This is a genomic window from Cardinium endosymbiont of Philonthus spinipes (assembly GCF_964030745.1).
Taxonomy (GTDB): Bacteria; Bacteroidota; Bacteroidia; order Cytophagales; family Amoebophilaceae; genus Cardinium.
In genome coordinates, this window is record NZ_OZ034918.1 from 925,507 (window position 1) to 945,907 (window position 20,401).

Annotated in this window: 15 protein-coding genes and 3 tRNA genes; 11 read left to right on the forward strand and 7 right to left on the reverse strand. The window is 39.9% G+C overall.

What is annotated here, in order from left to right:
* The first annotated feature begins 35 nt into the window (after positions 1–35).
* Positions 36–2,651 (forward strand): valine--tRNA ligase, encoded by a 2,616-nt coding sequence (locus AAHM81_RS03935; protein ID WP_342265203.1) that lies wholly within the window; start codon positions 36–38, stop codon positions 2,649–2,651.
* A 632-nt stretch (positions 2,652–3,283) separates the two neighbouring features.
* On the opposite strand, the gene AAHM81_RS03940 is transcribed toward AAHM81_RS03935, so the two are convergent.
* Complete coding sequence (locus AAHM81_RS03940; protein WP_342265204.1) at positions 3,284–3,766, reverse strand: hypothetical protein; 483 nt, start codon at positions 3,764–3,766, stop codon at positions 3,284–3,286.
* Between the two features lie 870 nt (positions 3,767–4,636).
* Positions 4,637–6,337 carry a hypothetical protein gene (locus AAHM81_RS03945; protein WP_342265205.1) on the reverse strand — a complete coding sequence of 567 codons (1,701 nt, stop codon included), beginning with the start codon at positions 6,335–6,337 and terminating at the stop codon, positions 4,637–4,639.
* Between the two features lie 516 nt (positions 6,338–6,853).
* Here AAHM81_RS03945 and hemW point away from each other — a divergent pair.
* The 10 genes from hemW to AAHM81_RS03995 all read left to right on the forward strand — a co-directional run bounded on the left by hemW (position 6,854) and on the right by AAHM81_RS03995 (position 16,922).
* The gene (gene hemW / locus AAHM81_RS03950) at positions 6,854–8,014 is read left to right on the forward strand and encodes a radical SAM family heme chaperone HemW (RefSeq protein ID WP_342265206.1); all 1,161 of its coding nucleotides are present in this window, start codon (positions 6,854–6,856) and stop codon (positions 8,012–8,014) included.
* A gap of 24 nt (positions 8,015–8,038) precedes the next feature.
* Positions 8,039–9,877 carry an ABC transporter ATP-binding protein gene (locus tag AAHM81_RS03955; RefSeq protein ID WP_342265207.1) on the forward strand — a complete coding sequence of 613 codons (1,839 nt, stop codon included), beginning with the start codon at positions 8,039–8,041 and terminating at the stop codon, positions 9,875–9,877.
* Between the two features lie 145 nt (positions 9,878–10,022).
* Complete coding sequence (locus AAHM81_RS03960) at positions 10,023–10,955, forward strand: hypothetical protein (protein ID WP_342265208.1); 933 nt, start codon at positions 10,023–10,025, stop codon at positions 10,953–10,955.
* 481 nt (positions 10,956–11,436) lie between these two features.
* The gene (locus AAHM81_RS03965; RefSeq protein ID WP_342265209.1) at positions 11,437–12,261 is read left to right on the forward strand and encodes an AAA family ATPase; all 825 of its coding nucleotides are present in this window, start codon (positions 11,437–11,439) and stop codon (positions 12,259–12,261) included.
* A 130-nt stretch (positions 12,262–12,391) separates the two neighbouring features.
* Positions 12,392–13,420, forward strand: a complete 1,029-nt coding sequence (locus tag AAHM81_RS03970) for an IS5 family transposase (RefSeq protein WP_342264943.1) — start codon at positions 12,392–12,394, stop codon at positions 13,418–13,420.
* Positions 13,421–13,682: 262 nt separating this feature from the next.
* Positions 13,683–14,294, forward strand: coding sequence for a hypothetical protein (locus tag AAHM81_RS03975; protein ID WP_342265210.1), 612 nt, complete (start codon positions 13,683–13,685; stop codon positions 14,292–14,294).
* Positions 14,275–14,457, forward strand: a complete 183-nt coding sequence (locus tag AAHM81_RS03980; RefSeq protein WP_342265211.1) for a hypothetical protein — start codon at positions 14,275–14,277, stop codon at positions 14,455–14,457. The genes AAHM81_RS03975 and AAHM81_RS03980 overlap by 20 nt, the downstream gene beginning before the upstream one ends.
* Positions 14,458–14,852: 395 nt before the next feature.
* Positions 14,853–16,394, forward strand: coding sequence for a group II intron reverse transcriptase/maturase (gene ltrA, locus AAHM81_RS03985; protein WP_342265212.1), 1,542 nt, complete (start codon positions 14,853–14,855; stop codon positions 16,392–16,394).
* Positions 16,391–16,687: a hypothetical protein gene (locus AAHM81_RS03990; RefSeq protein WP_342265213.1), complete on the forward strand. Its 297-nt coding sequence runs from the start codon at positions 16,391–16,393 to the stop codon at positions 16,685–16,687. The genes ltrA and AAHM81_RS03990 overlap by 4 nt, the downstream gene beginning before the upstream one ends.
* A gap of 82 nt (positions 16,688–16,769) precedes the next feature.
* Positions 16,770–16,922 carry a hypothetical protein gene (locus tag AAHM81_RS03995; RefSeq protein WP_342265214.1) on the forward strand — a complete coding sequence of 51 codons (153 nt, stop codon included), beginning with the start codon at positions 16,770–16,772 and terminating at the stop codon, positions 16,920–16,922.
* Between the two features lie 180 nt (positions 16,923–17,102).
* Here AAHM81_RS03995 and AAHM81_RS04000 read toward each other — a convergent pair.
* From AAHM81_RS04000 to AAHM81_RS04020, 5 genes are all read right to left on the reverse strand, one after another.
* Positions 17,103–17,175 (reverse strand) — tRNA-Arg (locus tag AAHM81_RS04000).
* 29 nt (positions 17,176–17,204) lie between these two features.
* Positions 17,205–17,279, reverse strand: a tRNA-Pro gene (locus AAHM81_RS04005).
* Between the two features lie 22 nt (positions 17,280–17,301).
* Positions 17,302–17,390: transfer RNA gene (locus tag AAHM81_RS04010), tRNA-Ser, on the reverse strand.
* Positions 17,391–17,491: 101 nt separating this feature from the next.
* Positions 17,492–18,796, reverse strand: coding sequence for a UDP-N-acetylmuramoyl-tripeptide--D-alanyl-D-alanine ligase (locus AAHM81_RS04015; protein WP_342265215.1), 1,305 nt, complete (start codon positions 18,794–18,796; stop codon positions 17,492–17,494).
* A gap of 24 nt (positions 18,797–18,820) precedes the next feature.
* Entirely contained in the window at positions 18,821–20,350 is a 1,530-nt protein-coding gene (locus tag AAHM81_RS04020; RefSeq protein ID WP_342265216.1) for a hypothetical protein, read from the reverse strand.
* Positions 20,351–20,401 lie beyond the last annotated feature (51 nt).

Consider the following 20,401-nt stretch of genomic DNA (forward strand, 5'->3'; position numbering starts at 1 on the left):
TTTTAACATTTACAACTTTTTAGCCTTCTTTCGAAATGACTAAGCCCTTCTTGCCACAACGGTATAATTTTTTAGAACGGGAAAGCCATTGGCGCCGCTTTTGGGAAACAGAGGCGTTATATAGCTGGGACCCCACTGCTTCTCGTTCAGATACTTTTGTAGTAGACACACCGCCTCCTACTATTTCTGGGCAGCTGCACATAGGCCATGCTTGCAGCTATGCACAAGCTGATTTTATTGTACGCTTTCAACGCATGTTGGGTAAAAATATTTTTTATCCGATGGGATTTGATGACAATGGTTTGCCTACAGAACGGTTGGTAGAAAAACAAAAAGGTGTGCGTGCAGCCAGTATGGATAGGGCAGCTTTTATAGGGTTATGTCAAGAGGTAGTGGCTACACAAGAGGAACATTTTAGGAATCTTTTTAAGGCTATGGCATTGTCTGTTGACTGGAGCCTAGAATATCAGACGATTAGCCCATTGTCTCGTAAGCTTTCGCAGATGTCTTTTTTGTCACTTTTAAAGAAAGGTGAGCTATACCGTAGTGCACAGCCTATGTTGTGGGATCCAGTAGATGGTACTGCTTTGGCACAAGCGGATATTGAAGATAAGGAGCGTACTGCTTATATGCATGAGATCCTATTTACACATGAAGCGACGCAGGCTCCCTTAGCCATTGCTACGACCAGGCCGGAGTTGTTGCCTGCTTGTGTGGCTTTGTTCTACCATCCAGATGACCCGCGTTACCAACAGCTTGCCCATACTTATGCCATTGCCCCTATATTTAACATCAGGGTTCCTATTTTAGCAGATACCTTGGTGCAACCCAATAAGGGAACTGGTTTGGTGATGTGTTGTACTTTTGGAGACCAAACTGATATTATATGGTGGAAAAAGCATCAACTACCTACTTGTATCATTCTGAATAAGCAGGGTAGGGTTACGCATGCTGGTCCATTGGAAGGGTTAAAGGTCACAGAAGCACGTGAAAAAATCATTCAAATCTTAAAAGAGCAGTCGTTTTTGGTCAAGCAAACGCTCGTGCATCAATCTGTAAAATGTGCAGAACGTTCTGGCGCGCCCTTAGAGATTTTGACGACTCCTCAATGGTTCGTACGGACCATAGACCATAAAGCAGCACTGTTGGCTAAAATTGATCAACTCAAATGGCACCCTGCTTCGATGCAGCATAGGCTCAAGGAATGGGTAGGTGGTGTGGCTTGGGATTGGTGTATGAGCCGCCAGCGTTATTTTGGCGTACCTTTTCCTGTTTGGTATTCTAAGAGGGCTGGAGAGGAAGGTAAAGTTTTGTTGCCCACTATAGCCCAACTGCCTGTGAATCCTCTTGAGGATCTGCCGATAGGCTATACAAGGGAAGAGGTAGAGCCGGACTATGATGTGATGGATACTTGGGCAACGAGTAGTATTTCGCCACAGCTTTCTTCTCATGCGATTGATAAGGACTATAGTGTGGATTATAATAGACATCTGCAGTTATTTCCTATGGATTTGCGGCCACAAGCCCATGAAATTATACGGACTTGGGCCTTTTATACCTTGCTGAAAGCCCATTTGCATGAGGATAGTCTGCCTTGGAAAAATGTTATGATCCATGGGTGGTGTCTGGCGTCAGATAAGCAGAAAATGTCTAAGTCTAAAGGCAATGTGTTGCTACCTGAAAAGCTTTTAGAAACATATGGGGCGGATGTTATCCGTTATTGGGCAGCCAATGCGCGTTTGGGTGCAGATACGCACTATTGTGATAATGTGATGAAAAATGGAAAACGGTTGGTTACGAAGTTATGGAATGCCGGCAAGTTTATTTTGAGCCATTTTGATCAAGTAGAAGGGTTCAATCAGCTGTTTGAGTGGCAAAAGATCACCCATACGCTAGATAAATGGCTGTTACAATCACTAGCAGAACTGACTAAAAAGGTTCATCTGCAGTTCCTATCCTATGGGTATGCCGAGGCGTTGGAGTCGGTAGAAAGATTTTTTTGGTCTGTGTTTTGTGATGATTATATTGAGATTAGTAAAGCCAGGGTTTATGATAGCCCTCTTTCGAAAGCGGTTTGTGATGCGCAATTTTTAGGAGAAGTGCAGTCGAGCACCGCAGAATACTCGCCTGTATTTGAGGAGCATAGACTAGCTTCGACACCAAAATTGCCATTAGAAATCGAGTTTCGAAAGAGGGCTGGGTTGCAGCAGGATAGGCAGGGGCAGTCTAGCGCTATGCTAACGCTTTACCATGCCTTTTATGGTCTGTTACAGCTTTTTGCGCCTATTTTACCCTATATCACGGAAGAACTTGCTCAGGGGATGTATCCCCATAAAGGCTCTATTCACCAAAGGGGTAATTGGCCCAAATGGCCATTGGATACTATGCTCAGTCAAGCGGAATTAGACCAGGTTGCCCATCTTAGGGAAATCATTGGGTTGGTACGTAAGGCGAAAGCTGATGGTAAGCGTTCTATAAAGGCGCCGATTGAGTTGTTGGCCATTAGGGGTACGGTTTTAGATGAGGATTTACGTGAAGACCTTCAAGCTGTGACGGCTGCTACAGAGGTTGTGTTTGGTGACCTGGCGTTGGATGGTATGGAGTTGCAGGTGGTGGGTAAACAGTGTGCGATAGGGATTGTGTGGGGGTAAGGGTTTGGTTTTCAATCAAATAAAGCTATTAGGGGGGGCTTATAGCTATTAAAGGACTTATGTATCTATTCACGTCTCTGACTGGCCGCCTTATCTCCTTCGATAAAAAGTCTGGCCCGATAGTAAATAGCTGAATCGATATATTTTTCAGCGGGAAAATCGTGAACTCAGCCCGCAAGCGGGCTTCAAACAGACGATTTTCTAATCCACTGAAAAATATATCGCTCAGGTGTTAGTGTTTTACTAGAGCGCCATTTTTTATCGAAGGAGACGCGGGACGGGTACTTGGTCAGCTATTTGCTTTTTCAGAAAAACGTAATCACAGTGATGAATGGATACGGACTTATAGCCGCCGATAAAAAATGGGACACTTCAGTAAACTGTAGTTTTTAAAATATCTGTTTTTCAGCGGATCAGAAAATCATCTTGTTCGAAGCCCGCGTAGCGGGCTGAGTTTATGATTTTACCGCTGGGAAACAGATATTTTCATTTTTTTTACTGCGTGTCTCATTTTTTATTGGCGGCTGTAATAGCATTGACATCTTAACTTGACTAGATATCTAATTATTAATTAGAGTAAGTTAATCCATCAAGTTCGCGCCATTGAGGACACACTTTCTGAGTGTAACTCTTTAATAAGAAGGGGGGAGTTCTTCAAGAATTTGCAAGGAATTGGGATAATTCGATTCTGTGTTAGGTTCTGTTTCCGTAGAGATGTTAGGGATCCAGTCACGTATAAGAGTAATATGGAACAGTGACAACCAATTCATAAACTTTTTAATATATTCTTGCTCTTGCTCTATAAATGAGCTATTATGCACTTTCAAATTAAGTACGTACTGGCTACGCGTTGAAAACGTATTAATATAATTCACTAATACGTCTAATTGCTTCAACCACCTAGTTTGTTCTAGCTTTTCTATAGTTTCTAGTAACTCTTTTGGTTCTTTTTTATATAGATTTATATCCATATTTGGTTCTGCATCAGGTCCATGGATTTGCTGATAAAGCATCTTATAAATATCGTATATGAATTCGATTTTTACGTCTTCATCTTCTGTCGAATTGAGTATATCATGGCTGTCTGTTACAAAATCGCTAATATGCTTATGCATTTTTAACTGTTCGCATTCTGTTAATCTGATGGCTTGCAGCTTTTTTATAGCTTCTAGTAACTCTTTTGGGTTGTTATTTTGACTTGAATTCAGTACACTAAATACAGGGTTTTTTTACAAAGTATCGTGTAAATCTGGTGTATTTTCATTACACAATTTTCTAGGGAAGGTTTGTCATATTTAATCAGATCATTTTTAAATCGATGATCGATAGGTAAGGTAATTCATTCGGTTGTGTGTCATTGTTGTTGTTATTATTATAAGATGTGGATTCTAGCTCTCTAATCTCATTCTTTATTTGGCTTGCATTACACCCAACTAAATGGATAAATAAACCATTAGATACAGCCAGCATTATCGGAAATTTTTTCTTTGAAAAGAAAAAACCCTTGCGGATTGATTTGTTTTTGTTTATACTCATATGTGTAATTGGTTTTTAATTATAATTTTAGTTTAGGTCCATGCATTAAGAGGCGATACCTTTAGGTGTACGCTACACTTAAAGGTAAATTGGTCAGTTCGTATTATTCACTGCTGTGGCAGAAAATGCATTTTTTCTAGCTTTTTATGAAAATTTTAACCAAAAATTGGGCAGTTATGTACAATAACTGCCCTAAAATCATGTCTGAAATAGGTCGAAAAGTAAATTTTAGCCACAATGGTGAATAGATACGTTGATTCATGTATTAGCTCTATATATCGTTATGGCTAAACAAAGTACAAGGAATAGTTTAGAGGTTATCTTACTCGAATTCCTGAATCAATTGAACCGGTATCAGAGCCTGAATCGATAAACGGCAACTCATCGAATCTTGCATCGATATCAGAGGTTGAAGCCGTAAATGAAGATGCATCATATCCTGAATCGATTTAGTTGGTATCTGAATCTGAATCCATAGGGGAATATTTAGTGCATTTTGGACCGAATTTTTGTTTTTTATGAGGAAGCAGAGATACGGCACCAATTAATTTACTCAATTTGCACTTCACCTTTTTCAATAGGTTCTCTTTTGTATTAGGTTGTAGTTCACTATAAACGTTAACCACCAAGTCGTCATACACAGCGTAGAACTTTGTTTCCCAATCAGAATAATCTTGAGGGTTAGTAAGTACCTTACGGCTAGATTCTACAAAATCATTAATATTTTGTATTAATGAAGCTAGTTTATTGAACTCGGTAGCGCATTTTTCTGTTAACTCTTCTAGAACGTGTGATGGCGATTGTGGTTTTTGATTTCCATATGACGCTACTGGCTTATATCTATTGATAATGTCATTATAAAGAATAGTATCGAGCTTGCATAGGCTTTGTATTGCCAAAGCATATGCAACGTTTAATGCCATTTCCTTAGCATATTTTTGGTTTCTTCCAATTTCCTGCGCTTCTTCTTCTTGTAAAAAAACCATAGATAGCATGAACCTTACAATCGGGTCAAGCTTCCTAACCAACACTATTAATGAATCTTGCTCGTGGGGGGATAAAGCTGATTGGTTCTTAATATTTTCTTCGTTTGTTAGAACTTGTATATCCTCTAATAGCGCTTTTGGTTCTTTATCTATATTCGAATATCGATCACGTTTGTAGATTTTTTTATATAGAATCTTGTGCAAATTATCAAGATTTTCTAGCGATTTTGGGTTTATACACTGCTGGGCTCCTTTATAAAAGCTCTTGCACAAAGCGTCAATATTCCGGGTTGCTAGTTTGTGGACTTCTCTATAAAGAGACGCATAGAATAATGTGTCATCATCATTCCTTTTGATAGCATCCTTTTTGATTGCGCGTATTTTGTTGTCTCTGGAATGAAGGATGCCCCGTATATTGGTTGCAGCATCGTAAAACGGCTTGCATATAAGCTTCGTTAACTTGATAACCAATTTTGTTGCTAGCTCTTCTATACCGCTTAATAAGCGTTCTAAATTTTGATTGCTAATTTCCTCTATTGCATCATATTCGTGTACTTTTTCATAAAGCATCTTGTAGAGTTTGTACGCTTTGTCTGTACAATTTAGAGCTGGAAAATACGATAGAATAGCATAGAAGCTCGTTTCGAAATCAGTCATCAAGTTTTTATCAATAGTTTTTTCATTAGTCAGTATGTTACGGCTTGCCTTTACAAATCTATTCACCCAATTTATTAATTGGCCTGTTTCCGTCGAATCCACAGCATCTAGGATCGGGTAACCAGGTCCTTTTTGATTTACTACAAAGAGAATTCTGTTCTTTTGTATGCAGTCTTTTTGATTTTCTATAATTTTTAGTAGCTCTTCTAGCCCTTTATATTGTAGATCAGATCTTTTATTTTCTTCACAAAGAAATTCGCAAACCTTGAGTATGTAGTCTTTTAGAGGTTGGTTTGATATTATATAGGATTCTCCATCAAGACCGTATTCTTTGTAAGAACCCACATTGTTTGTTTGTTCTTTCTCAAGAATAAACCCATTCTTAACCTGGTTATTACACCCCAGTAAATGGATCAACAAACCATTAGATACAGTCAGCATTATCGGAAATTTCTTTTTTGAAAAGAAAAATCCCTTGCGGATTGATTTATTTTTGTTTAAATTCATGCGTGTAATTGGTTTGCAATTATATGTTTATAGTCTCGTCTAGACCCATGCATTGAGAGACGCTACCAGTGTGCGCAGCATGCACCTGACAGTAAAACGATCACTTGATGTATGGGTTCTTTTATACACCTTACTAGCCGTGTAAAAGATTATGCAAATTTATGTTTTTTACACAAAATCTGCAAGTTGTTACAATACCCTTTTTTATTGTAGGTAGCTCGGCTAGTGAGCTGAATGGATATACGGATATAAATTAAGCTATTAGGAGTATTATGGCTGCCGATAAAGAAATTTGGCACTTTTAGTAAAATTGTAGTCTTTAAAAGATCTGATTCCCAGCGGATCAGAAAAACAGCATGTCTGAAGCCCCACGCAGTGGGCGAGTTCTGTTTTTCCCGCTGGGGAACAGATATTTTCATTATTTTTACTGTGCGCCAAATTTCTTTATCGGTGGCTATAAATAGGTATTATTATAAAAAAATAGCTATCATTACAAATTTGTACCATACGCATCAGATGCCCTTGATCCAAGAACAGCCAAAAAGCCATGCAGGCATCTATCTCCACATTCCATTTTGCAAGCAAGCTTGCCACTATTGTGACTTCCATTTTAGTACAAACTTGAAACTCAAATCCTTGGTAGTCGATAGTATGCTTCAAGAAATCGCACTCCGTCAGGATTACTTAAAAGGCACACCCATTACCAGCATTTATTTTGGCGGTGGTACACCTTCTCTCTTAACCCTTACTGAAATAGAACAGTTGCTTCACCAAGTGGTACGATGCTTTCCCATAGCGCCAGGAGCAGAAATTACCCTAGAGGCCAATCCGGATGACTTAACCCTTGCAAAATTGCAAGGACTGCACCATATGGGTGTCAATAGACTTAGCATAGGCATACAGTCTTTTAATGATCAGACACTGCGTTATGTGAATCGAGCCCATACCAGTTCCATGGCAAAAAATAGTGTAGAATGGGCACGTATGGCTGGCTTCGATAACTTAAGTATAGACCTCATCTACGCGATGCCGGGTACAACTACCCTCGATTGGCATGCCGATCTCACACAAGCCCTATTGCTAGAACCAGAGCATATCTCTGCCTATTGTTTGACCATTAAGCCCAAAACAGTCTTTGGCTATTGGCACCAACAAGGCAGTATGATCGAAATAGATGAAAGCTTAGCAGCCGAACAGTTTGAATTAATGGTCGAAGTCTGTAGCAAACAGGGATATGTCCACTATGAAATTTCTAATTTTTGTAAACCGGGAAAATATTCCAGGCACAATACAAACTATTGGAAATCCGGCCCATACATAGGTATAGGACCCGGTGCACATGGCTATAATGGTCTGCAAAGACAATGGAATATTGCCAATAATGCGCTGTATAGTAAAGCCATTCAAAATGGTAAACTGTCCTATACCTCCGAAACCTTAACCATAGCCAATCATGTAAATGAATATATTATGACCAGCATCAGAACCTGTTGGGGATGTGATCTCGATTGGATTCGTGAAAAATATGCTATTGACCTGTTGGTCACCCAAAAGGATTATTTAGAAAAAATAACCCTTTTGAAATTAGCCTATTGGATCGGTCATACCCTTTATTTAACAAATAGTGGTAAATTGCTAGCTGATAAAATAGCGGGTGATCTTTTTGTGGATGGTTGAGATCCTTATATAAAACCTTTTTTCATGCGCATTTATGCTAGGATTTTAGATTACGCAGGCTCTTTAAGGAAGCGCGCTTTTGTTTATTTTTTTGCCATTTTGCTATCCATTTTTTTTGGATTGGCTACCTATGGCTTAGTAATTCCTTTGCTCAAGGTGCTGTTTAACCAAGAGGAGCTCAACCGCTTGCTATTAGCAGCACCAATAAGGCCAAAATGGCAGCTAGACATCGGCTATCTTACCGCCTTATTGAATTATTTTTTTGTAAAAATCATTGTTGATTACGGTAAAATCAATGCACTCTGTCTCTTGGCATGTTTATTTATGCTCTCCAATGCTATGAGTGGATTTTTTAGATACATAGCAGACCTTACCATGGCCAAGGTACGCATCCATCTTGTCCATAACCTACGCTTGGCACTCTTTCAAAGAAGCTTGGACCTTCCGGTGCAGTACTTTACAGATACTAAAAAGGGAGATGTGATGGCACGCATTACAGTTGATATTCAAGAAGTTGAACATGCTGTGGCCGATGCATTGCGGCTATTTTTAAAGGAACCCACTCAACTTTTTTGTTATATAGTTGTGTTATTTTATATGTCTCCAAAGCTTAGCCTTTTTACCTTATTATTTTTACCCATTGTGGGGTGGGCCATAGCTGCGATTATACAATCCCTGCGTAAATGGACAGATGAAACCCAAAAGTCGCTGGGGAATTTAATGAACCTGATTGAAGAAACCATAAGTGGTATGGCTATCATCAAAATTTTTGGAGCGCAAAAATATGCTGTGGAGCAGTTTAGTAAAGAAAGCAAGCTATATGCCCATACCAATAGCGCTGTAGCCAAAAAATCCTGTATGATGGCGCCGCTATCTGAATCTTTAAGCCTAGTAGCAGTTTCCATTATGTTGGCTTATGGTGGCCATTTGGTCCTTTTGGATCGCAGTGCGCTGACCCCTAGTACTTTTATTGCTTATATCATTATTTGTTCCCAAACCCTTATACCGATCAAAATGATTTCAAGATCTATTGGACATATTCAACGTGGCATAGCTGCTGGAAGACGTATTTTTAATTTATTAGATCAAAAACCACAGATTAAAGCGGTGACAGGGAAACATACCTGCACCACCTTCAAAGCCTCAATAGCTTTTAAAAATGTCTCTTTTTCCTATGACGGTAGCAAGGAGGTCTTACATCAGATTAATTTTACCCTTCAAAAGGGCGAAACTGTGGCATTGGTTGGTGCATCTGGCTCAGGTAAATCTACCCTTTTAGCGCTCTTATCCGGCCTTTACCAACCAGATGATGGTGTTATTGAAATAGATCATTTACCGCTTGATCAGATTAGTGCTCCATCGCTCCATCATTTGATGGGTGTGGTCACCCAGGAGTCTATTTTATTTCACGATACTGTTTTGAATAATATTTTGCTAAATAGGCAAGGAGTCAGTCAGGAGGAGGTTATAAAAGCAGCTAAAGTAGCTTGCGCAGATGATTTTATCATGCGGTTGCCGAAAGGATACGATACCATTATTGGAGAAAACGGCAACAAGCTCTCTGGGGGTCAGAGGCAACGCATTTGCATTGCTAGAGCGGTATTGGGGAATCCACCTATCTTGGTATTAGATGAAGCCACCTCAGCTTTAGACACCGCTTCTGAACGAAGCGTACAGGAAGGTCTTCAATTACTTATTAAAGATAAGACTTCTATTATAGTAGCCCATAGGCTCAGTACCATTTATCATGCCGATAAAATTATCGTCTTGGAGCAAGGGAAAATAGTAGAACAAGGCACCCATTCCAGTTTACTTGCACAAGGAGGAGTCTATAAACAATTGTTTCTCTTGCAGCAAGGTTAGTGCACAGTTCTTTTGTTTTTTAAAAATTTGGCTTTTTTTTAAATTTGGCTAGTTATAGAAAAATTTTATAGCTTTGGTAATCTGGTTGGCCTATCGGTTAGCTTATAGATTACAGTACATTCAAAATAATAAAACAGAAGCTAAAATGAAAATTTTATTCAAAAGAGGCTTTTCCCTCCTTTTTTTTACACTGATCTTATTTACTCGATGTAGCTACCCTAGTGGTAAAACCACACCCACACCGCTAGAACCGGGAAATCAAGCGAAAATCTCTGCTGCTGGAGGTAGGGATAATCAGCAACAGGAGCCAGTTGCTAAATCAACTGTTGATAATGATCAACATAGTGTTCACGCGTCTAACCAGTCTACGTATGTTCCTATTCATCACGTTAATCAGAAAGTCGGAAAAAAGAAAGAGGTGGAAGATGAGCTGAATAAGAAGCTGAGTCAGATGTATGAATGGGTGGAGGAGAGAGTGAAGCGTAACCTGAATGAGAATTGTGAGAACTTGAAGCAACAACTGTCTCAGAAATTTTCTGAGGAGCACAAGAAGCTGGGTAACGAGCTAGCTGAGTATATGGATCAGAGGTATGGGGCTGGTGAGGATATGGTATTGAAGAAGCAGCATACAAGGGAGAAACAAGAATGCGATGATAAACTGGGCAATCTGAAGCAGAAGTATGAGAATGCGGAAAAGAATCTGAAGCAGATATATGAAAAGCTGCAAGAAGTAAAGTGTGAGACGCTAAAGAAGGCGTATGATGAGCACAATAAGGAACTGATTGAGAAGCTAAAGGAAAAACTGAACCAGATGGATGATAAGGGAGATAAGGAATTGAATGAGAAGCTGGGCCAATGGCTATGTGAGGAGCTGGAGCAGATCCTTAAGGGAGATAAGGAATTGAGTGAGAAGCTGAACCAATCGCTATGTGAGGAACTGGATCAGATCCTTAAGGGAGATAAGGAATTGATTGAGAAGCTAAAGGAAAAACTGAACCAGATGGATGATAAGGAATTGAGTAAGAAGTTGGACGAATGGCTATGTGAGGAGCTGGAGCAGATCCTTAAGTTGATGTAGCACAGGCCGAAATTTGCTTTTCGGCCTATTACAAGTATACTTTTAGGATAGCTTTTTAGCATAAACGCGTAAGCTTTGTACTAAATTTTGGTAAAAAACTAGAAAAAACGCATTGTCTGCTACAGTGCTGAATAGATACATAATTTTCTATTCAATAAAATTGAGCTATACGGGTATTATGGCCGTCAATAAAAGAATTAGGCACGCAGTAAAAGTAATGAAAATATCTATTTCCCAGCGGGAAAATCATAAACTCAGCCCGCTGCGCGTGCTTCAAACAAAATGATTTTCTGATCCGCTGGAAAATAGATATTTTAAAAACTACAATTTACTGAAAGTGCCTAATTTCTTTATTGACGGCTATAAGCGACGGGCATGTTAATCATATATAAACCACTTTTTGCACCGCTGTCCTAAAATACATTTTTTCCGTAACATTGAGATACCATGTTTCCCCCTTACCTAAATACGATCTATCTCTATGCCTAAGATAAATGCACTACCTATTGGTTATTCAGATGTCAAATCAGTTATTGACACAGGCTATTACGTAGATAAAACTCGGTATGCCCAAGCGTTAATTGAAAAGAGAAACCCTATCTTTATAGCTCGGCCTCGTAGATTTGGCAAATCTCTCTTTATTAATACACTCGCTACCATTTGTAACGGAGAACAAGAAATATTTAAAGATTACCATATAGGTAAACCAGAGAACGGCTATCAGTGGAAGAAATATCCACTGATTAACCTAAACTTTTCTAGCCTGAACAACAATCCTAATAAACTAGAAGGCAGCTTAAAAAATGAGTTGAGTAGAATAGCTGATGCATATAAGGTAGCCATTCAAGATCGAGATATACAAGATCGACTAAAGGATTTGGTTCGCCTACTCTCAAATTTAGGCAATGGCTATGAACCTAAGCCAGTCGTGTTGATAGACGAGTATGACTCGCCTATTGTTAATTTAACCAAAGGCTCCGACCTAGAAAAAGCCAATATCAAGGTCATGAAAGACTTCTTTATGACTTTAAAGTCACTAAATGACCACTTTCAGCTCACCTTTATCACTGGTGTAAGCAAATTTAGCTTATCCGATGTTTTTTCAGGCGCTAATCATTTAAAAGATATTACCATTGATGCATCTGCTGATGCCATGTTTGGTTATACACAACAAGAAATCCTAACTATTTTCTCAAAAAATTTAGAATATATTGCTAAAAATTGGAGTGAAAAAGCAAATAAAAAAATCACTGAATCAGAAGTAATGAGATCTATTGCAACTTATTACAATGGTTATAAATTTTGAGGCCGTTGCAATAGACCTTTACGATTTGCCATAAAAAGTATCTTTTTATTTTTTAGAAGAAGGTAAAAAAAGGTTAAATTCTATTGATTTTTTTAGGTATTGATGCTTAAAACTTTTAATAATATTGTGTATGTCGCTCAAGCAAACTAAGCAATTAAGTTTTTCAGATATTTCCGCCAATAAGCGTAAGTGCAAACACACTTTCTTTGATCAAATCAACAAGCTAGTTAATTGGTCAGTAGTAGAAAAAGCACTCCGATTACATTATCCTAAAGGTTTACGTTTATCAGGCAAACCGGCCTATAGTCCTCTGCTTCTATTCAAAATGCTATTGCTACAGACGTGGTATGGCTTGAGCGACTATGCAGTCGAAGAAGAAGTGAATGATCGTATCACTTTTAGCAGATTTTGTGGTATTTCGATGGATAGTTCTGTTCCAGATCATAGTGTACTAAGTAGATTTAGAACTACCCTTACAGAGAAGAATGCTTTAGAAAAGTTATTGCATATCATTAATAATCAGCTATCTGATCATGGTGTATTGGTTCAAAACGGTTCAGCAGCTGTAGATGCTTCTATTACCCCTACCCCTAGACGCCCTAAAGGTAAAAAAAGCTACGATCTGCATGAAGATGGAACCATAACCACAGCTGAAAGTTATCAAAAAGGAGTAGATCCAGAAGCAAGTTGGATAAAAAAAGGCCATCATCTCTACTATGGCTATAAGCGGCATGTTCTTGTGGAAAGCAAAGAGGGGTTGGTGCTAGCCGTAGGTACCACAAAAGCATCTAGTCATGATAGTGGGCATTTACAGGTATTATTGGATAAAGTAAGGCTAAAATCAGGCAGCAGACTCTATGCAGATAAAGGCTATAGCGGGTCGCCCAACGAAAATTTACTAAAGAAAAAGAAGTTAAAATCAGCTATTCAGAAAAAAGGGGCTAGAAACAATCCTTTATCACCCACTGCTAAACGGTTTAATAAATTAGTATCTAAAACGCGCTATAAAGTAGAACGGGTATTTGGAAGTATTAAAAGTTGGTTCCGTAGCTCAGGAGCCAGATATATAGGCCTTGCTAAAACCCATACGCAACATGTTATGGAGGCAATAGCCTATAACTTATATAGGTCCCCAAACATCATATTAAGAGGTATCTAGGGGAATGGTGTGTCCAAAATAGATTGAAAATGACTAAAAAATCAGTAAATAAATAGTTTTATACCACTATAACATCAAATATGGCAAGGAAATAACCCTGGAAGATTAATCAAAATTATACCTTCAACCTATCACAACGGCCTCATTTTATGAAGATGGGGTAAGTGTATATAACCCGTGGTCTACGCTAAGATTTTTAGACTCTGGTAAACTAGCCAACTACTGGTACGAATCAGGCAGCCCAAGCTTACTTATTAATCAGATGCTAGCAGATCCTGATAGGTTTGATATGAACATGGGTAACCTCCAAATAGAGGCCACCAGAGAAGAGTTAATGTATACAGAAAGCAGAAATGAGATTAGTTTAAAGTCTCTGATGTTTCAAACAGGCTATCTGACTATTGATCACTATGATGAATCTACCGGTCTATATAGATTAAAATTTCCTAATAAAGAAATAGAAGCATCCTTTCAAAAAAGTATTCAGTCGAGTTTAGAAAAGAGCGTAAAAGATTACTTCCTACAAGCGCGAGATACAATCAGAAAGGCATTATCTGATAAGAAGATTGAAACCTTTATAGAGCATATCAATATCGCTTTTGCTACGCTTCCTTACTATATCGATACAAAACAGGAAAAACAATACCATAGCAATTTACATATGCTGCTGCAAGGGTTGGGATTTCTAGGGGGCAGGAAAATGCAAATGTATAGCGAATCCGCTTCTAGTCAAGGCAGATCAGATATCGTTTTAGAATTAGAAACAGCAATCTACATTATAGAAATCGTGCGACCTGAAAGTCTTCTACCGTATTGTTTAAAAGGGGAGACATTAAATTGTGAACAAAAAAACAATGAATCATCCCCTTATTAAACCAGATGTTTTGCCATCTGAGCCTACGTATCGGTGCGAATGGGGCAACCGATTGGTGCTAAGCGATACAGACAATGAACCTCTTCTTCTTGAAAAGAAGGAAATGCCGCATCGCGAGATGGGCATAAACTGCAAGCATCATGCGGTTGGAGGGCTAGGCTAGTGATATGGTGAACATAAGTGAAGCTTTAAGCAAGTGCCGTTATGATAAAAGAGCTAAAGATGCTGACAAGCTCTAACCAAAAAGGTATGTGGGTAGGATACATTTTAGATTTCTGGATGTACGCAAACAGTCAACCCACCGGCATATTGAAGCCACCTAAGTCACTCAAGTATGATAGAAGGAACAGGGTAAGCCTGTATGCTCGCCTTATTAAAAGGCAGGTAGACCGCAAGGAAAACTGTTGAGCATGCAGGTAAAGGAAAGTGGAGCAAGCGAATGCCACTCTGTAACGGAATGGATAGGGTTTGTAATATTAACCCATGCGAAAGCAGGCAGACTTCCACTAGGTCCCTCGTGACAAGAAACTTTGTTAACCACTTAAGGGAGGAAAGCAGATGATTACCTGTCTAAACACAGTAAGTGCACCTACCGATAACCCCTCGGCATGGAACCAGCTACCCTGGAAAAAGTGTCAGAAAGTTGTTATGCGGCTACAAAGACGTATTGTTAAGGCGGTCCAAAAAGGAAGATGGGGTAAGGTAAAAGTCTTACAACATCTTCTAACACGGTCTTTTAGTGGGAAAGCCTTGGCGGTAAAAAGAGTAACGGAAAACCAAGGCAAAAGGACATCAGGAGTAGATCGTCAACTATGGTCCACTGATAAGACAAAATTTCAAGGCATCAAGCAATTAAAACAGAGAGGATACAAGCCTTCTCCGCTCAAACGGATCTACATTAGTAAAACCAATGGCAAAAGAAGGCCTCTTGGAATACCTACGATGAAAGACAGGGCCATGCAAGCACTGTATCTGTTTGCGCTGGAACCGATAGCTGAAACAACCAGTGATCGACATTCCTATGGCTTTAGACCGAAAAGATCTTGCGCAGATGCTATCAAAGCGAGTCATATATTGCTTGCAGCAGATAAACATCCGCAATGGATATTAGAGGGTGACATCAAAGGCTGTTTTGATAACATCAACCATCAATGGCTTATTAAGCACATTCCTATGGAAAAGCGGATGCTTACTAGTTGGCTAAAAGCAGGTTACATAGAATCGAAAAAGCTGTATCACACAACTGCAGGTACCCCTCAAGGCGGTATCATCTCTCCAGTATTAGCTAATTTGACTTTAGATGGACTCGAAAAATTATTAGAAGAACGCTTTGGAAAAATTGGCAGTACAAAAAGAGTAAAGATCAGAAGTGGAGTAAACATAATCCGGTATGCGGACGACTTCATTATTTCAGGAAACACACGTGAAGTACTGGAAAATGAAGTCAAACCACTACTAGAGTCTTTCCTTTCTGAAAGAGGTCTTACTCTATCAGAAGAAAAGACAAAGATTACTCATATTAATACAGGGTTCGATTTTCTTGGTTGTAATGTACGTAAATACAATAAGAAATTGATCATAAAACCTTCAAAAGAAGGTATTAAGAACATGCTTAAGAAAGCGCGTACATCAATAAAAACAAACATAGCAAATACACAAGCAATAATGATTAAATTACTCAATCCTCTATTAAGAGGCTGGGGTAACTATTATCGCCATGTATGCGCAAAGCAGGCTTTTAGAAAAATAGACCATGAAATTATGCAGTCACTATGGAAATGGGCAAAGAGAAGACATCCATGCAAAGGATTACGTTGGATAAAGCACCGTTACTTTAAAGTAAGGGGTCTACGCCAGTGGGTCTTTGCTTCATCTATAGCAGGAAACCATTTAAAGGAAATACGTTTACTAAAACTAAGCGATATACCTATAAGACGACATGTTAAAATCAGAGCTGATGCAAATCCTCTAGATATAAGATGGAAAAAGTATTTTGAAGAAAGAGCGATGCGTACAAAAATGTTGCAGAGCCCATGCTCAAAAGAAGGTTCACTACTACTAGTGTCACCACAAAAGAAACCAAAAGTTGAAAACATATGATGGACAAGCCGGTTCTAGAACAACAGGACTTAGATAAGGGGCTCAAGCGTAGTGCGGGGAAACTCGCAAGCTGCGTTTCTAAGGGGGAGGAGGATAGCAATACCCTCCTCCTACCTAACAAATATAAATCCAGTGGCAAAATAGCCTTGCAACAAATCCAAGAAAATGGCTACTACAAGCCTTATTTGCTCAGACAAAAAGCCATTATACTACTAGGCCTTAACTTCAATGAGTCAACTAGGATGGTCGATAACTGGGCCTATGATATACAAGAAGCACATCTAAAAAAATAAAGTATCTATTCACCACTGCGGCTAAAATTTACTTTTCTGCCATATCCATGCATCACTATGGCTACACCTTTGACCTACACCTTTGACCTACACCTACCTCTTTGTATCCATACATCACTATGGCTACGTTTTTCTGAAAAAGCAAGTGGCTAATCCATTACCAGCCGCCGCGTCTCCTTCGATAAAAAAATGGCGCTCTAGTAAAACACTAACAGCTGAGCGATATGTTTTTTAGCGGATTAGAAAATCGTCTGTTTGAAGCTCGCTTGCGAGCTGAGTGCACGATTTTCCCGCTAAAAAACATATCGATTCATCTATTTACTATCGGGCCAGACTTTTTATCGAAGGAGATAAGGGGCCAAGCCAGAGGCGTGAATAGATACAAAATAAAGCTGGCGAATTGATCAATATGGTGTGGTCCCGGAAGGACTCGAACCTTCAACCTACTGCTTAGAAGGCAGTTGCTCTATCCATTGAGCTACGGAACCTAAAACGAAAGTAGGTTGGCTACCTTTCGTCGGGGCGGCAGGATTCGAACCTGCGACCTTCTGCTCCCAAAGCAGACGCGATAACCGAGCTACGCTACGCCCCGAATAGATAAGCAAAATAATACGCGGATAGGGGGGGATTCGAACCCCCGGTACAGAATCATCCATACCGCAGTTTAGCAAACTGCTGGTTTAAGCCACTCACCCACCTATCCAATATGGCCTTACAAACATAAGGTATGTAAATTTACTGAAATTATAACAAAAAAGCGCATATAATCGCTAAAAATTAGCCTGAATTATCAAATCGTAGGCCTCATTTCAACTGCTCTACTAGCGTATGTATGGCCATACCATGCGCCGCTTTTAATAAAATACCACTACCTTGATAGGTATGCCTACCTAGATAATCTGCCAATGCTGCTTTATCAGGAAAACACTCAATTTTGGTATTGGGTTGCTTTTGCGCAGCAAGGGTAAAAAAAGGACCACATAGCAGTACACGGTCATAGTGGGGCGCACAAAGCTGTTGAACAATTTGGTCGTGCCAAACAGCCGTTTCGTTCCCTAAGTCAGCCATGTCCCCTAAGATAACCACCCGGTAGCCCACCTTTAACTGTACCAACGTATCTAGTGCTGCCTGAACCGAAGCAGGACTCGCATTATAACTGTCTATAATCAATTGATTGCTCCCTTTAATCACCAATTGCATCCGTTGATTGTTCGGGATATAACCTTGAATGGCTTGATGGGCTGCTGCACTGGCTACCTTAAAGTATTTGGCAACACAAAGGGCTGCTGCGATATTGCTGATATGCGCTTTCCCTAATAAATGGGTGGTAAATACCCCTCCTTCTGCTGATTTATAGCGCAAATAAGGCTCCTGTCCGGCCAATGCTAGCGGTGCAAAGTCATTAGGTTGTGGGTAGGTAATAGGTTTTGTAAATCGCTTACTCATGGTAGACAACAAAGGGTCTGCAGTATTCAAAAAAATGGTTCCGTCAGTAAGATAAAGGTAATCATATAGCTCGCCTTTCCCTTGCATCACACCTGTTATATTCCCAAATCCTTCAAGATGCGCTGCTCCAATAGCAGTAATGAGGCCATGTGTGGGGCTGGCTATTTTACAGCACAATGCAATATCACCTAATTGCGTAGCCCCCATTTCTACAACCGCTATTTGGGTGTCTGGCTGCATCGACAAAAGGGTTAATGCAACGCCAATAGGTGTATTTAAATTTCCCTTGGTAGCTACTGCTCTATAAGTAGTCCGCAAAGTGGTATAGATAAGCTCTTTCGTGGTGGTTTTACCATAAGAACCAGTTATGGCTACAACTGGAAAATCAGCCCAATATTGCGACCGATGGTAACGCGCTAATTGTAGCAGTGTGGCTAGGCTATCCTTTACTAGGATATAAGCAGGTGAAGAGATGCGATAGGTAGGGTCATCTATCACTACATAACGGGCGCCCTTTGCTAAGGCCTCTGCTGCAAAGGCATTGCCATTAAAGTGAGGACCTCGAATGGCAAAAAAAAGTGCACCTGGAGCCAAATGGCGTGTATCTGTGGTTACAGATTGCGTCGTTAAATACTTTTGGTAAAGTGCTTCTATGGCCACCATAGGCAAGTAAATAGAACAAGATGATTAGCTGTAGGCAACCTGTGTAGGTTTAGGATCTGTTTTATTTTTAAAGTGGCCCATAGCAAACTGTACCGATGGTACCGCTTTGCCTAATAAAGGATTATACCCCAATTTAAAAATTGCTGCCAGCCATGGCATGGTAGCATGCTCTAGCTGTAAGCCTACCCCAAAGCTGTCTATAAATGTTTGATTCAATAGTGCATTGTATTGATTATAAAGCGCTATAAAATCAGTAAAGCCCAGGCAAACAAAACGAATAGAAGCTACCATAATCGGCATGTGCAAGGAGCTGCTTAGGTGAACATTGAGGCGTGCATGGATGGGCGCTTGCATGCTATTCTTGCTGTCAGGGGGCTCTAAGGCTTCAGGATCACGGCGCCTGATACCTAACATGCGTTCCTTAGGCATGCGGCAACCCATTATATAATCTATGGCCATAAACAGCCGTGCCCCATTACATGTCTCTATAGGCGGACCAGCATAGGCCAATGCTAGCTTCAGTATCACTTCTTCGAGTCTTTTTTTATGCATAAAAGTTCCCGATTCACAGCTTAAATGCAAATATCGAAGCGTGGGGCTTGCTATGTTTTTAATACAACTGATACCCATATAGTGTCTATTGTTCAAGGCACCCTTTTGGTAACCATATAGGATTTCTATAGATCCACCCTTTGGTAACCTTTCCAAGGTATGCAGGCTGTAGACGCTTCGTATCGTTGTGTAGTCATCTGCTACCCATCCTACCTTACCCAAGATAAAGGTATAATTGGCTTTATGTTCAGTTTCCCAAACAGCTGGCATAAACCGTTTCCTGGCGCCACTTAGCCCAGTGATCCAGTAGTAAGGAGCGTAGGGTTCCTTTGTTTCTATAGCCAATAATTGGCCCATCCATAGGTTTTGGTAGTTGAATCTATAGCTACTTTTAGTCTCGTTGCCACAGCCATTGCCTCTTTGGTTGTAATGTTGTCCGCCAAAAAAATAGTTGCTATGCAGTTTAGGCAGCTCGTAAGTCACTCCGTACCCCCATCTTTTTTTTAGAAAAAAATGCTGGCTCAAACGGTGTCCATAGCCCCATGCATTATGATGGGTTAGGGTAAACAATGGTCCTTCATCTAGGTTGAAGCCTACGCTTATAGGAAATCGATCTTTGGTTTCTATCATCAGATCAGCTAGCATAGCTGTGCTATCCTCCTCAACCCTTTTGCGTGTAATGGATACCATTGAAAAGTAGGGGAGTGCCATTAACCTGCGCTTGATAGCCAAGAGGGTTGGTCCATCAAAATCTGCACCAGCTTCCAAGCCGATGTATCTGCGGATCAATGTGGCATCTGTTGTAGGGGCCAGCCATTGTACCAAACGTAAGCAGGGATAGCGTTTTACTGTTATTGGTGCTATAGCAGCTGTAGCGGTTATGGTTATGCTTCTAACGCTATACGTAGGATTTGCTTTTACCATACATGGCATACAATAAGAAAGCAACAATCCAATTGTTAAGCCTATAGATGGTGCAATGCGTTTGTCTTTTTTGTGCATGAATGTAACCCATTTAAAGCGTTGCTAGGATAAGGCGTTATAATTCAACCC

Coding starts and splice junctions, on each gene's coding strand:
- AAHM81_RS03935 (WP_342265203.1), top strand. CDS start 36: ATGACTAAGCCCTTCTTGCCACAACGGTATAATTTTTTAGAACGGGAA.
- AAHM81_RS03940 (WP_342265204.1), bottom strand. CDS start 3,766: ATGCATAAGCATATTAGCGATTTTGTAACAGACAGCCATGATATACTC.
- AAHM81_RS03945 (WP_342265205.1), bottom strand. CDS start 6,337: ATGAATTTAAACAAAAATAAATCAATCCGCAAGGGATTTTTCTTTTCA.
- hemW (WP_342265206.1), top strand. CDS start 6,854: ATGCCCTTGATCCAAGAACAGCCAAAAAGCCATGCAGGCATCTATCTC.
- AAHM81_RS03955 (WP_342265207.1), top strand. CDS start 8,039: ATGCGCATTTATGCTAGGATTTTAGATTACGCAGGCTCTTTAAGGAAG.
- AAHM81_RS03960 (WP_342265208.1), top strand. CDS start 10,023: ATGAAAATTTTATTCAAAAGAGGCTTTTCCCTCCTTTTTTTTACACTG.
- AAHM81_RS03965 (WP_342265209.1), top strand. CDS start 11,437: ATGCCTAAGATAAATGCACTACCTATTGGTTATTCAGATGTCAAATCA.
- AAHM81_RS03970 (WP_342264943.1), top strand. CDS start 12,392: ATGTCGCTCAAGCAAACTAAGCAATTAAGTTTTTCAGATATTTCCGCC.
- AAHM81_RS03975 (WP_342265210.1), top strand. CDS start 13,683: ATGCTAGCAGATCCTGATAGGTTTGATATGAACATGGGTAACCTCCAA.
- AAHM81_RS03980 (WP_342265211.1), top strand. CDS start 14,275: ATGAATCATCCCCTTATTAAACCAGATGTTTTGCCATCTGAGCCTACG.
- ltrA (WP_342265212.1), top strand. CDS start 14,853: ATGATTACCTGTCTAAACACAGTAAGTGCACCTACCGATAACCCCTCG.
- AAHM81_RS03990 (WP_342265213.1), top strand. CDS start 16,391: ATGATGGACAAGCCGGTTCTAGAACAACAGGACTTAGATAAGGGGCTC.
- AAHM81_RS04015 (WP_342265215.1), bottom strand. CDS start 18,796: ATGGTGGCCATAGAAGCACTTTACCAAAAGTATTTAACGACGCAATCT.
- AAHM81_RS04020 (WP_342265216.1), bottom strand. CDS start 20,350: ATGCACAAAAAAGACAAACGCATTGCACCATCTATAGGCTTAACAATT.